Origin of the sequence: Fictibacillus sp. FJAT-27399 (assembly GCF_001510655.1) — a bacterium.
Taxonomy (GTDB): Bacteria; Bacillota; Bacilli; order Bacillales; family Fictibacillaceae; genus Fictibacillus_C; species Fictibacillus_C marinisediminis.
In genome coordinates this window covers 677,310-690,437 of the sequence record NZ_LMVC01000001.1, presented here as the reverse complement: position 1 = coordinate 690,437, position 13,128 = coordinate 677,310, and the positions used below count along the sequence as shown (strand labels likewise).

Annotated in this window: 12 protein-coding genes; 2 read left to right on the top strand and 10 right to left on the bottom strand. The window is 43.3% G+C overall.

The window, feature by feature from the left end:
• Positions 1 to 18 precede the first annotated feature (18 nt).
• From AR335_RS03500 to AR335_RS03460, 9 genes are all read right to left on the bottom strand, one after another.
• Positions 19 to 681, bottom strand: a complete 663-nt coding sequence (locus tag AR335_RS03500; protein ID WP_062232039.1) for a 3-oxoacid CoA-transferase subunit B — start codon at positions 679 to 681, stop codon at positions 19 to 21.
• Positions 648 to 1,373: a CoA transferase subunit A gene (locus AR335_RS03495; protein WP_062232037.1), complete on the bottom strand. Its 726-nt coding sequence runs from the start codon at positions 1,371 to 1,373 to the stop codon at positions 648 to 650. Before AR335_RS03495 ends, AR335_RS03500 begins: the two co-directional genes overlap by 34 nt.
• Positions 1,374 to 1,392: 19 nt before the next feature.
• On the bottom strand, positions 1,393 to 2,760 hold the full coding sequence (locus AR335_RS03490; RefSeq protein ID WP_062232035.1) for an aspartate aminotransferase family protein: 1,368 nt from the start codon (positions 2,758 to 2,760) through the stop codon (positions 1,393 to 1,395).
• 67 nt (positions 2,761 to 2,827) lie between these two features.
• Positions 2,828 to 3,106 carry a YokU family protein gene (locus AR335_RS03485; RefSeq protein ID WP_053354352.1) on the bottom strand — a complete coding sequence of 93 codons (279 nt, stop codon included), beginning with the start codon at positions 3,104 to 3,106 and terminating at the stop codon, positions 2,828 to 2,830.
• A 10-nt stretch (positions 3,107 to 3,116) separates the two neighbouring features.
• Entirely contained in the window at positions 3,117 to 4,535 is a 1,419-nt protein-coding gene (ablA, locus tag AR335_RS03480; protein ID WP_062232555.1) for a lysine 2,3-aminomutase, read from the bottom strand.
• 174 nt (positions 4,536 to 4,709) lie between these two features.
• Complete coding sequence (locus tag AR335_RS03475; protein ID WP_053354353.1) at positions 4,710 to 6,110, bottom strand: sigma-54 interaction domain-containing protein; 1,401 nt, start codon at positions 6,108 to 6,110, stop codon at positions 4,710 to 4,712.
• Positions 6,111 to 6,178: 68 nt separating this feature from the next.
• Entirely contained in the window at positions 6,179 to 7,042 is an 864-nt protein-coding gene (gene ablB, locus AR335_RS03470) for a putative beta-lysine N-acetyltransferase (RefSeq protein ID WP_062232033.1), read from the bottom strand.
• A 104-nt stretch (positions 7,043 to 7,146) separates the two neighbouring features.
• Positions 7,147 to 7,989 (bottom strand): PHP domain-containing protein, encoded by an 843-nt coding sequence (locus AR335_RS03465; RefSeq protein ID WP_062232031.1) that lies wholly within the window; start codon positions 7,987 to 7,989, stop codon positions 7,147 to 7,149.
• A gap of 48 nt (positions 7,990 to 8,037) precedes the next feature.
• Entirely contained in the window at positions 8,038 to 8,874 is an 837-nt protein-coding gene (locus AR335_RS03460) for a sulfurtransferase (protein ID WP_062232029.1), read from the bottom strand.
• A gap of 92 nt (positions 8,875 to 8,966) precedes the next feature.
• On the opposite strand from AR335_RS03460, the gene zwf reads away from it, so the two are divergent.
• Positions 8,967 to 10,475, top strand: a complete 1,509-nt coding sequence (gene zwf / locus AR335_RS03455) for a glucose-6-phosphate dehydrogenase (protein WP_369795793.1) — start codon at positions 8,967 to 8,969, stop codon at positions 10,473 to 10,475.
• A 28-nt stretch (positions 10,476 to 10,503) separates the two neighbouring features.
• On the opposite strand, the gene AR335_RS03450 is transcribed toward zwf, so the two are convergent.
• Positions 10,504 to 11,760, bottom strand: a complete 1,257-nt coding sequence (locus AR335_RS03450) for an MFS transporter (RefSeq protein WP_062232025.1) — start codon at positions 11,758 to 11,760, stop codon at positions 10,504 to 10,506.
• A gap of 168 nt (positions 11,761 to 11,928) precedes the next feature.
• On the opposite strand from AR335_RS03450, the gene AR335_RS03445 reads away from it, so the two are divergent.
• Positions 11,929 to 13,098 carry an aminotransferase A gene (locus tag AR335_RS03445; protein ID WP_062232023.1) on the top strand — a complete coding sequence of 390 codons (1,170 nt, stop codon included), beginning with the start codon at positions 11,929 to 11,931 and terminating at the stop codon, positions 13,096 to 13,098.
• The last annotated feature ends 30 nt before the right edge of the window (positions 13,099 to 13,128 follow it).

The window sequence follows — 13,128 nt, the reverse complement described above, 5'->3', positions numbered from 1 at the left end:
TCACCCTCCTGCCGTTTTTTACTGAAAAGTTCCGATCTGATCGAGAATTTCTAAAGGAGCACCCGTTGATTTCACCACATCATCAACGGTATAGGGATGCATAATTTCTCTTAATACAAGCTTTCCATCCATCACGTCAATTACAGCTTTTTCTGTAATGATCATGTGAGCGCCTTTCTGCACCGTAAGCGGCAATTTGCATTGTTTTACGATCTTTGGATTGCCTTCTTTATCCGTGTGATTCATAAGAACGATGACCTTTTTGGATTTTTGTGCAAGGTCTATGGCTCCCCCCATGCCCGGCACCCTTTTTCCGGGTACAATCCAATTGGCGATGTCCCCTTTTTCACTGACTTCCAAAGCTCCTAATACGGTAATGTCCAGAAGTCCGCGCCTTATGATGCCAAAAGCTGTGGCACTGTCAAAATAGGATGCTCCTGAGATCAAAGTGACTGGATAACCTCCGGCATTGGAGAGGTTGCCGTCTTCTTTTCCCTTTTCTGGTGATCCGCCCATGCCTAGAATTCCATTCTCTGTATGAAGCATGACACCGTGGTCATTCGGGATGTAATCCGCAACTAGCGTAGGTATGCCGATCCCTAAATTGACGATCGTTCCTCTATCGATTTCAAGTGCTGCCCTGCGTGCTATTCGGTGCCTTGTTTCAATTCCCAAACCCATTCCCAATCCACCCCCTTGCTTTGAACGATATAATCCACGAAGACACCAGGCGTTATAATACTTTCCGGATCCAGTTCACCTGCGGGTACGATTTCTTCTACTTCTGCAATCGTTATGTTGCCTGCCATAGCCACGAGAGGATTCGTATTCCGCGCGCTTTTATCGTAAACTAAATTTCCATAGGTATCGGCTTTTTGTGCATAAACGATAGAAACATCGGCTGTAAGGGCAGGCTCTACCATATAAGTCGCTGAGTTAATATCCACTTTCTGCTTGCCGGATTCAACGACCGTTCCAAGGCCTACATCCACTAAAATTCCGCCAAGGCCCATCCCGCCGGCCCTGATTTTCTCGGCCAGGGTGCCCTGAGGAATAAACTCCACAGCCAGTTCACCGCCGTGCATCTGTTTACCCGCTTCCGGATTGGAACCGATGTGGGAAGCGATAAGACGGCTGATCCGCTTCTCAGTGATCAGTTTGCCCGGTCCGATCCAAGGAAAGCCGGTATCGTTGCTGATCATAAAAATATCCTTGATGTTTTGGTTAAGAATGGCATTGATTAAGCAGGGCGGAGCCCCCACCCCTCCAAACCCTCCTACCATCAGCGACATGCCATCATAAAAAAGAGCAGCTGCTTCTTCCATCGTGATGAGCTTTGTTTTTAATGTTGTTTCATTGGTATTGGACAGCATGGTTTTAATCTCCTTTCTTCTAGCTCGTTGCTCGATGAATCACAATTCCTGAAGATACAAGATGGTTCATTAATTCTTGCAAGCTTTCATCCAATATTCTTAATATCTCGTAAACTTGAAAAGAAGTAACAATTAATGGAGGAGAAATTAACACAGCATCTCCCTCGTATCCGGTAACTCCTCCGAAAGCAGGATATATGATGAGTCCTTTGTTGAAGCAAATGGAGATCAGCTTTTCCCCTACACGGTCGCTGACAGAAAATGGCGCGTGGTTCAGCGCATCATTGACAAGTTCTAATCCGCATAAGAGACCTTTACCGCGAACATTGCCGACAAAAGAGTATTTTTGCTCCAGTTCTTTCAATCCATTTAATAAACGTTCTCCTTGTTCCTCGGCATTCTGAACAAGATTTTGTTGATCCATATAATCCATGACTGCACAGCATGCCGCAGCAGAAAGAGGGTTCGCACTGAAGGTGTGCCCGCTCATGACCACTCTGGATCCTTTTCGTATCACATTAATAATGCGGTCGGACACCACGGTTGCCGCCATTGGGGTATATCCTGCACTGAGCCCTTTGCCGAGGGTCATAATATCAGGCTCTATTCCCCAGTGTTCGATAGCAAACATTTTTCCTGTTCTGCCCATCCCCGTCATCACTTCATCAGCGATGGTTAAAATATGATACTTGTCACAGATCTCTTTCACTTTTTCATAATAGCCCGGTGGAGGTACAATCGCGCCGCCTGCAGCGCCAATGATAGGTTCAAAAATAAACGCAGCGATGTTTTCAGGCCCAATCTGTTCAATTGCACGTTCCAATTCGTCAGCACATTGTAATCTGCATCCGGGGTATGTATTTTGCAAAGGACATTGGTAGCAATAAGGTGCGGGAACAGCCGGGAAATCTTCAAGCAGCTCCGAGAATCGTTCTCTTCTCATATGATGGCCGGACATCGACAGAGCTCCGAGTGTTATGCCATGATAGCTGGTCCATCGGGAAAGTATTTTTGTTTTCGTGTAAATTCCTTGTTCCTGGAAGTACTGGATCGCTACTTTTAATGCGGTTTCCGTGGCTTCTGATCCGCTGTTGACAAAAAAGGTCCAGTTCAAGTCACCAGGAGTCATACTTGCTAACTTCTTTGCAAGTTTTTCTGCCGGCAGACTTGTGAAGTGCGAACGGTAAACGAAGGCAACCTGCTTTGCTTGTTCATGTATCGCATCCGCGATTTCATCCACACCATGGCCGATGTTTGCGGTTACGGCTCCTGAGGATCCATCGATATACCGATTGCCTTTTTCATCATATAAATAGATTCCCTTTCCATGACTGATCATGGGATAGCTTGCATCCAGCACCGGTTTAATAATTCCTGTTTTGTCCATGAAAGGCACTCCTTCCAATCATGATGGAAAAGCAACGGAAATCCGCTGCTTTTCATTGAATGCTTGTTTAATAGGATTTAAAGTAATTTTTCTTTAAAAAACGTTCTTGAGCCATTAATTCTTTGAACGTCAAAACCTGACTCAGCTTTTTTGTATCAATCAATAAAAGCTGATCTTCAATTTCTTCTACGATTTCATCTTCATGATATTCCATATTGCAAGACTCGCAATAAAGAGCCGGGATTTCTTTTATTTGAAGTGCCCGGGTACCGTCATGCAGTTCCCAGTATCCCGTCTTGGTAATGTCTTTGGCTGAGTGATCATTGCACCACATGCATTCCTTCATGAGCGGCCTCCTATGCTTCTTTCACTGTGCCATCATCCTGAATGGCTGTTTCTTTTTTCAGTTCATGTTTGAATTTCTTTTCTTTCATTTCGTCCCGTTTTTCACGTTTATCTTTCAGCGTGGCATGTTCCGGGTTCGTTTCGTATGTTTTTCTTCGGTCAAATCGGTTTAAGCCTTCAGGAACGATATTGAATTTCTCATCCTTCATAAGTGCTGTAATTCCTATTGCGGCCGGCTGCTCTGTAATACCCATGGTCTGGTTAAAGTACTCATCTGCCAATCCGGCTTTATAGTTTTGAGGTTCGGGATAAGACGTGATAACTCCTTCAAAGTTTCGTAAAATTACTTTATCAGGGCTCTGTGAAATCAAATAATTTGGCTGAAGAGAAATTTTGCCTCCCCCACCCGGTGCATCCACAACAAAAGTCGGAACAGCATATCCGGACGTGTGGCCACGTAATGCTTCTATGATCTCCAGCCCTTTTGAGACAGGTGCACGGAAATGTCCGATGCCTTCAGATAAGTCACATTGATAAATATAGTAAGGGCGTACACGGATCTTTACGAGATCGTGCATCAGCTTTTTCATAATATGCGTGCTGTCATTGATACCAGCCAGGATAACAGACTGGTTTCCGACCGGTACACCGGCATTTGCCAGCATTTCACATGCCTTTTTGGATTCCTCTGTAATTTCAATGGATGTATTAAAATGGGTGTTGAGCCAAACCGGATGATATTTCTTTAAGATGTGGCACAGATTTTCGGTAATTCGCTGCGGGAACACGACAGGAGCACGTGTTCCGATCCGAATGATTTCCATATGCGGGATTTCTCTTAGCCTTTTTAGAATATATTCAAGGATGTTGTCATTGATTAATAAACCGTCTCCTCCAGAAATCAGGCAATCTCTCACCTGCGGAGTCGCTGCAATATAATCAATGGCTGCGTCGAGCTGCTTTTTAGGTACACCCATTCCGATCTGTCCGGAGAAACGTCTTCTCGTACAATATCTGCAGTACATGGAGCATTGATTGGTTACCAGGAATAGCACTCTGTCAGGATAACGATGTGTCAGTCCAGGAACTGGAGAATCTTCATCCTCATGCAGGGGATCTTCAAGATCATATTTTGTTTTCAGGATTTCCTTTCCAATCGGTACGGACTGCATCCGGATCGGACAGCGCGGATCATCCTCGTCCATCAGCCATGCATAATACGGGGTGATATTTAAAGGAATCGTCATGGTGGATATACGAACGCCTTCCTCTTCTTCAGGCGTTAAGTTTACGACTTTTTTTAAGTCTTCAAGATTTCTTACCGTATGCGTCAGCTGCCAGAGCCAATCATTCCACTGCTCTTCTGTGACGTCCTTCCATAACTCAATTTCTTTCCAATGTCTTTTTGGCTGGTACAATCCATTCATGATAGGCATTGCGTTACCTCCTTGTATACTTAGCTCGTTAATCTATACTTGCAAGTTCCGTGCCAAAATGAATGATACTGAAAAAAAGCCTTAGATCCCTGATTATTCTGATAAGGATAATATATGCGCCTATCCACTTGTTTGGGAAAAAGAAAAAACTGCCGAAAATCCGGCAGTTCAGTGTGCATTGATTTTTAATTTATATTGCAGTGTCTGTCTCGGTATTTTGAGCAGTTGTGCAGCTTTCTGAATATTTCCATCCGAAGCAGAAAGAGCCTTGGATATCAGCTCGCGTTCCCGATGAGCGAGAGCCTCCCTAAGAGGAGGAATGGGTGTCTGCTCAATAGAGCCTGCAAGAGAAGGAGTGGCCAGGAGATGATGAGGCAAGTCTGCCACTTTTATTTCCTCATTATCATCCGCCATATTCATGGCATATTCGATCACATGTTTCAGCTCCCTGACATTTCCTGGCCATGGATATTGCTGAAAAAGATGGAATGCTTCTTCTGAAAGCCCCTTAATTTGTTTTTTGAATTGAACATTATATTGAGAAATAAAGTGCTCCGCAAGCAGATGAATATCTGAAATACGATACCGCAATGGAGGGATTTCAAAAAAAATCACGTTCAGCCTGTAGTATAAATCTTCCCTAAGTTTATTTGATTTAACACATTCTGAAGGGTGTTCATTCAATGCAGCCATGATCCTTACATTCACCAATTTGCCCTGAACAGCACCGATTCTGCGGACTACCCCATCCTGAAGGACCCTCAATAATTTTGCTTGGATATCAAGAGGCATAGAATTGATCTCATCTAGAAACAGGGTTCCACCATCCGCCAGTTCAAAAAGGCCCGGCCGGTCGACAGCACCCGTAAAGCTTCCCTTCACTGTACCGAATAAAATACTCTCCAAGAGCTGTGATGGAATTGCAGCACAGTTCTGGGCAATAAATGGTTTGTTTTTTCTCAATGAATGATTATGTATACCTTGAATAAGAACTTCTTTTCCGGTTCCGGTCTCCCCGAAGATCAGAACGGGTGAGGAAGTTTCAGATACTTTCTTCGACAGTGACTTTAACTGATCAATCTGAGGATCAGCTGAAATAAAATCCTCTAAGTGATAAGATGCATAATGGCCATTTTTTATGGTAACGGAACGGTCTTTATGAAACTGCGCCTGCATATCAAGAAGCTTCTCGGACAATTGTTTTATTTTTGTAAGGTCCTTTGATATTTCAATCGCACCGATCAGTTCCCCGTCAACTATGAGCGGCAGCGTCGTGTTGACCGTATCCACCCGCTTGCCGTTTACGTTTGTATACGTTTGATGCTGGTTGATGATCGGTTTTCCTGTTTTAATAACGTTCAGCAATGTACTGGTTTGCTGGTTTAATGAAGGAAAAGAGTATAGTACGTGCTGGTTTAGCACTTGAGGAACTTTTAAACCATCAAGCCTTGCGGCAACTTCATTATAAAAAATGGTCATTCCGCTGGCATCCACTGCATGAATTCCTTCATCAATCGTCTTCAATATGGCTTTTAGCATCTCAATGGTTTCAACCGAGTCTTTAAACATAGGCACCTCCACTCTGAATCAAAAGAACAAGCTGCTCAATTTTCATCAGGATCGCCGAAAATTCGGCACTATTTTGCTGACAGATCTCTCATCCAGAGGTTCATGTCCTCGTATTTATCAAAAATCAGGCAATTTTTTGTGAATCTCCCATGATATTTATAGCCTCTTTGAAAAAAGACGGCATTCATTCCAAACGACAAAGAGCGTGCGATGGAATAGGCACAATAGATCTTACGGTTCTTCAGTTCCAGTTCAAGCTTCTCAATCAAGATTTTCATTAGACCAAATTTTCGGTGTTCAGCCAATGTAGCACAGTCTGTAAGTTCTGCATTGTGATATTGCTGATTAATATCCGCAGATGCAGCACTTACAATTTCTTCATTCTGTTCGATCACATAATAAATGGTCCCCTGCTCCATTGTATTTTTAATATAGGAAGAATCATTCATTGGAGTGGGATATACTTGGAATACCTTTCCATATAAAGTGGATAGGCCTTCTGTATCGTTTTGGTTAGCTAATCGGATAAGGTAGTTTTCTGGCAGAGAATATCCGCCGGATTTGCCCTCTGGAAGTTCAAAAATTCGATCCATAATCTTATCTTCCTCAACCCAATAGTCACTTCTCTTCCTTTCGTTTGTGTAATATCGGCACATCGCCACAGCGTCGCTTCCATTGAAATATTGGCTGAATACCGCTTCAGGCAAAAAGCCCAATGCTAGAAAAGCTCCAACATGTTCTGATTTTGCCTTAATGATCACTTTTGAGAAATCATGCTGAACAGCCAGTTCGTTGACTTCAGCGGCCAAGGAAGAAATATTTCCCCGATAATCATCCACTCTCAAGCGTTCATTAAAATAATCCAGAAATATCTCAGCTGTTACATCTTCTTTATTAATTTCTGTTTGTTTATAAAACGTTTCAGTTTGCATTTGATTATTACCCCCATTTCTACCTTGTTTATTCCATAGCCATTTGTTTATTCCTTTAAAAATTTAAAATGAAAGGCGAAAAGAAAAAACTGCCAATTGGCAGTTTAACGATATTTTTTTGATAAGCTTTTTAACTTTTCTACTGTTATTAAGTCAGAGTATCGATTACCAAGGTCTCCGTGAAAAACTTTTCCGTTTCGAATTCCATGATAATCACTGCCTCCTGTGGGAATTAACTGGTAGCGCTCAGCAAGGTTTCGATAATGCACTTCCTGCTCGGCTGAATGATCCGAATGGTAAACCTCGAGCCCTGCTAATCCATGCTCCTTCAACTGCGGAATCAGTTCGTCCTGATCATATAAACCCGGGTGAGCCAGAACAGGGACACCCCCGGCATCAAGAATAATATTAACGCCATCAGCCGGTGATATTCTCTCAGTGATGGCATAAGCCAGCTTCCCTTTGCCTAAATACTTTTCAAATGCTTCTCTCAAAGAGCTGATGATTCCTTTCTCCATCAGTACTTCAGCAATATGAGGACGGCCAATATTACCACTGGATGATTTCCTTTTTGCTGTTACTTCTTCCATGGTGATTGAAATTCCGAGCTCCTGAAGGTTGTTAACGATCTTTTCATTTCTTTTATTTCTGACAGTACGAAGTTCCTCCAGCTTTGAAAGGAATTCAGCATTCTCATGGTCAATGAAATAACCAAGAACATGAATATCTTGGCCGTTGTCGAGCGTACTGATTTCAATTCCTGGGATACATAAAAAGTTTGAATGACTGGCAGCCTCGCTTAGTGCTTCAGAAACGCCTGAAACCGTGTCATGATCGGTAACTGCAAGCCCGCCAAGCCCTTTTTCTGCGGCAAGTCTGACGTTCTGAGCAGGCGAGTTTACTCCGTCTGATGCGGTTGAATGAGTATGCATGTCGATGTTTGCCATATTTATTTCCTTTCAATTCATACTTTAAATACGGTACGTGAAATTATTTTATTGTTTTTCAATTTTATTTTCCGGATAAGATATCCAGTCACTCCAGCTTCCAGGATATAATCTTACATTCTCGATGCCGGCTTCGTCCATGCCGAGTATATTGGCGCACGCCGTTACTCCAGATCCGCAATAGACGATCACTTCAGGTTTTTCTTTCAGACCTTTATGAACACACTTCAGCTCTGATGATTCAAGCCATTTACTTCCTTCACTCACGTTCTTTAGCCACGGAATATTCACCGCTCCTGGAATATGCCCCGCTTTCTTATCGATCGGCTCATGCTTACCTTTATACCGTTCAGGGTCCCTGGAATCAACAACAATGGCTTCCTTACCATCTTTGAGCGATACTAGTCTGACTTCTTCCATACTGACCGTTCTCCATTTGCTTTCTTGAGGAGTAAAAACCATTGGCTGCAGAACCGTATTCTCGGACGTCACTGGGTACCCTTTCCTTTCCCAGGCAGAAAAACCTTCCTGCAGGACAAAAACCTTCTCACTGCCCAGAAGCTTCAGCATCCACCATAACCTTGCAGCATATGAGCCTCCCTGATCATCGTAAGCTATAACGGTTTTCTTTTCATCAATTCCTAAACGTCCAAACGCTTGCGACATTTCTTTTTTTGACGGAAGCGGATGGCGACCTCCATGCTCTGTGACACTCCTTGACAAGTCTTTTTCTAGATCCACATAAATTGAACCTGGAATGTGTCCCGAATCGTACTGTTTCCTTCCGGCTTCCGGGTCGGATAGGCTATACCTGCAGTCACATATGACAAGCTCTGAGCGCGATAAATGAGACTCCAGCCATTCTTGTGTTACAATATTTTTCATGAGGCGACTCCTTTCGATAAATAATTCACGTATTTTTATGAAACATAGGGGAAACTGATGTCATACGCAATATTAGCAAAGTGAGGATTGATATCATGAACAACCATATTCCAGAAGCCTGTATCGTACTTTTCGGTGCAACAGGAGATCTGGCTCACCGTAAACTGTACCCTGCACTCTTTCAATTGTACCAAAAGCAAAAGCTCAACGAAAAGTTTGCTGTCATCGGTGTCGGAAGAAAAGAATTTTCACATGAAAAATTTCAGGAAGATGTGAAACTTTCTATTTCTAAAGAGAAAAACATCCAAAATGACAAAGTGGATGAATTCATCTCCCATTTTTATTTCCTTCAAATGGATGTAACCAACGAAAAAAGCTATCAAGATCTAAAATCTCTTGCTGATGAACTCGACAGCAAATACAGCCTTGGCGGAAACCGTATGTACTATCTTGCGATGGCTCCGCAATTTTTCGGTACCATTCCTTCCTTCTTAAAATCAGAAGGACTGACTGAGACGGAAGGCTGGCAGCGCCTGGTTATTGAAAAACCTTTCGGACACGATCTTCACTCAGCCACTGAACTGAATGAGCAGCTTCAGAAGAGTTTTCCTGAGGAAAGCATCTACCGTATCGACCACTATCTTGGTAAAGAAATGGTCCAAAACATTCAGGTCATCCGCTTCGGAAATGCGATCTTTGAATCGATATGGAACAACAAGTACATATCCTCTGTTCAGGTTACCTCCAGTGAAACACTTGGTGTAGAAGACCGCGCATCCTATTATGAAAAATCCGGTGCGATATTGGATATGCTGCAGAACCATATGCTGCAGATGGCGATGATGGTTGCTATGGAGCCTCCCGGCGGACTGGATCCCAAATTAATACGCGATGAAAAAGTTAAAGTGCTTCGTGCCCTGCGTTTCTACAATGAAGAAGAAGTGGCTAAAAACGTGATCCGCGGACAATATAAGGAAGGCACAATGAACGGAAAAACCGTTCCTGCTTACGTGGATGAAGAGAATGTCGATCCTGCTTCAAAAACGGACACATTTGTTGCGGCTCGCGTGTTTATTGATAATTTCCGCTGGGCTGGTGTACCGTTCTACCTTCGTACAGGTAAACGTATGGCAACAAAGGCAACAGAAATCGTGGTTCAGTTTAAGAACGGACCAATGGCGCTCTATCACGAGCATGATGACCATTATCAGCCAAACCTTCTGAGAATTCATATTCAGCCGGATGAGGGCTTGAGTCTCTCGCTGAACGCGAAGCCTCAAGGTGATTTCCCTGCCCTTCTGCCGATCAACATGAGCTATTGCAACAACTGCCATAATGAGTTGAACAGTCCTGAGGCATACGAGAAACTGATGCACGATTGCCTCCTCGGAAATTCAACGTATTTCACGCGCTGGGATGAAGTGGCTCTTTCTTGGGAATTTATTGATGGAATTACAAATGCCTGGAAAAATGGAAATATTCCTCTCTACAAATATTCTTCAGGAACAATGGGTCCTCTTGAAGCGGAAGAACTATTGAACGAAGACGGCTACACTTGGTGGCCGCCAACAAACCTTAGAACTGATCGCGATGAAAAGTAAAAAGCTCACGGCATATGCCGTGAGCTTTTTAATGCAATGCAGGGTTCAGCGGTTTTGCCTGCCCTTCTTCTTTTTTGCCTTTTTCACCTTTTTCCTTTTCGGGTTTAATCGCAAAAAAAGCAAGCAGTGCAGCAAACAGACTGACACCCGCGGATGTATAAAATACGATGGAATGATCGGATTTCATGATGATCGCATAAATGGGAGGTCCGAGAGCAACCCCGACAAAGCGCATTGAGCTATACAATGAGGTGATTGTCCCTCTCTCTTCTTTCTCTATACCTTCTGTGATTAAAGCGTCCAGACATGGCAAGGCTGATCCAATTCCTATTCCGCTGACAAAAAGAATGGCAAGCAGGAAATAGAGTCCATCTGTAAACGTAACACTCAAGATCGAAACGGCAAGCAGCATGATTCCCCCGAAAGTGAGCCATTTCATGAAAGACTTGTTCTGGCCGATCTTCTTGCCAGCAATATATGAAGAAATAGATAACGCAAGAAGCGGAATGGCTAATACGAATCCCTTTTTAATCCCGTGTATGCCGTATTCTTCTTCAAGTGTTGTGGATAAATAAAATAAAATGCCAAACAGCACAAACATGATGATCCCCCCGATTGCAAAGATAGCGATCAGCCATTTGGCGTTGTTCTTGAACGTTTTCTTAAACGATCGTAAAAATTTCTTGAAAGCCGGCGGTGCCTGTTCTTCTTTCTTTGGAGTCTTCACAAGAAAAAAAACAAGGCCGATGGAAATCAAGCAGAAAATGGGAATAAACCAAAAAGGAAGATGCCAGATGAAGGTTGCCAATATAGCCCCCACGATTGGGCTCAACACTTTGCCAAACGTATTGCTCGTTTCGATCAGGCCGAGCCCTGAGCTTACTTCCTTTTCATCATCAAACATATCTCCCACCAATGGGAGTACGACCGGAGCTGCTCCTGCTGAACCGATCCCCTGCAGCAGCCGTCCGGCCAGGATAATGTAATAAGGATCATTCATTTTCCAAGAAGCCCAGCCTGTTACGAGCCCCCCAATACCTGCTATGATCAAACTTGGAATGATGACTTTTTTTCTGCCCAGCCGATCGGACAGGTAGCCCGCGATAGGAATAAGGATGATAGCCACTATAGAATATACCGTAATGATCATCGAGACTTGAAAAGAAGATATATGCAGTTTCTTTTCAATCGAGGGCAGTACAGGGATCAACATTGAGTTTCCCAGCGTCATTACCAGCGGGATTGATGCAAGTGAAATTAAGTCCAGCTTTTTTTTCGATTCCATATTCTCCTCCAGATCCAAATAGCATACAGGCTTTTTCTTAGTATGGTTTTCACAGCTTTTTACATACAAGAAATTCAAACCATTGACTCTAAAAGGAGTTTAAAGCTAAACTTAACAACAACAGATATCCGCTGCTAAAAGCAAACGGATAAAGAAAGGAAGAATGAGTTGGAACATTTATTGAATCCCTCGGTCAGACATATTCAAATATCGGGGATCCGTACGTTTTATAACCTTGTCAGCCAATATCCGGACGCCATTTCTTTTACCTTGGGACTGCCTGACTTCCCTACTCCGGAGCATATTAAAGATGCTGCCAAACAGGCCATTGATGAAAACAAAACCGTGTATTCTCATAATGCCGGCTATTTAGAGTTAAGGAAAGCCGCCTCTTCCTTCTTGAATGAAAAATATGGAATGGAATATCATCCAGAACATGAAGTGATCGTAACGAACGGTGCCAGTGAGGCAATCGACATTTCTCTGCGCACGATCTTAGATGAAGGATGTGATGTCCTGCTGCCCGGTCCAGTATACCCAGGCTATGCTCCTGTCATCGAGATGTGCAAAGCGAATCCAGTTTATGTGGATACCACAAAAAGCGGCTTTAAACTTAACGCCGAGCTAATTCAGGAACACCTCACCCCCAATACAAGGTGCGTGATCCTGCCCTATCCTTCCAATCCAACGGGCTGTATATTATCTCCTGGCGAGCTCAAGGAAATTGCAGATGTGCTAAAAGATCAGGATGTTTTTGTACTATCCGATGAAATCTACAGCGAACTCACTTTCGAGCAGGATCATGTCTCGATCGCATCGATGCCAGGGATGAAAGAAAAAACGATTGTTATCAACGGGCTCTCCAAGTCACATTCTATGACCGGATGGCGGATCGGCCTCGTCTTTGCCCCCGCAGAGATTTCAAAACATCTATTAAAGGTGCATCAATACAATGTGACATGCGCTTCAACTATTTCACAGATGGCTGCGATTGAAGCATTAACAGCCGGCAAAGACGATGCGCTTCCCATGAAAAAAGAATATAGCAAGCGTTTAGAGTTTGTCATCAGAAGGTTAACTGAAATGAAACTGCACGCCGAAAAGCCAGGAGGAGCTTTTTATATTTTCCCTGATATCTCTCCATATGGGATCACTTCACTGGAATTTGCCACAAAGTTATTGGAAAAAGAGAGAGTAGCCGTAGTTCCCGGTTCAGCCTTTTCTGAACTGGGTGAAGGCTACATCAGGATTTCTTATGCAGCATCTATGGAACAGCTATCTGCCGGTTTAGACAGGCTGGAATCCTTTTTAAAATCCCTATCCATCACTAATCCTTAATTATTTTAGGAAATCACAAAAAAAACCAGG

Excerpts from the sequence above, each read along its gene's own strand:
- AR335_RS03500 (WP_062232039.1), bottom strand. The coding sequence starts at position 681 with ATGGGTTTGGGAATTGAAACAAGGCACCGAATAGCACGCAGGGCAGCA.
- AR335_RS03495 (WP_062232037.1), bottom strand. The coding sequence starts at position 1,373 with ATGCTGTCCAATACCAATGAAACAACATTAAAAACAAAGCTCATCACG.
- AR335_RS03490 (WP_062232035.1), bottom strand. The coding sequence starts at position 2,760 with ATGGACAAAACAGGAATTATTAAACCGGTGCTGGATGCAAGCTATCCC.
- AR335_RS03485 (WP_053354352.1), bottom strand. The coding sequence starts at position 3,106 with ATGAAGGAATGCATGTGGTGCAATGATCACTCAGCCAAAGACATTACC.
- AR335_RS03475 (WP_053354353.1), bottom strand. The coding sequence starts at position 6,110 with ATGTTTAAAGACTCGGTTGAAACCATTGAGATGCTAAAAGCCATATTG.
- ablB (WP_062232033.1), bottom strand. The coding sequence starts at position 7,042 with ATGCAAACTGAAACGTTTTATAAACAAACAGAAATTAATAAAGAAGAT.
- AR335_RS03465 (WP_062232031.1), bottom strand. The coding sequence starts at position 7,989 with ATGGCAAACATCGACATGCATACTCATTCAACCGCATCAGACGGAGTA.
- AR335_RS03460 (WP_062232029.1), bottom strand. The coding sequence starts at position 8,874 with ATGAAAAATATTGTAACACAAGAATGGCTGGAGTCTCATTTATCGCGC.
- AR335_RS03450 (WP_062232025.1), bottom strand. The coding sequence starts at position 11,760 with ATGGAATCGAAAAAAAAGCTGGACTTAATTTCACTTGCATCAATCCCG.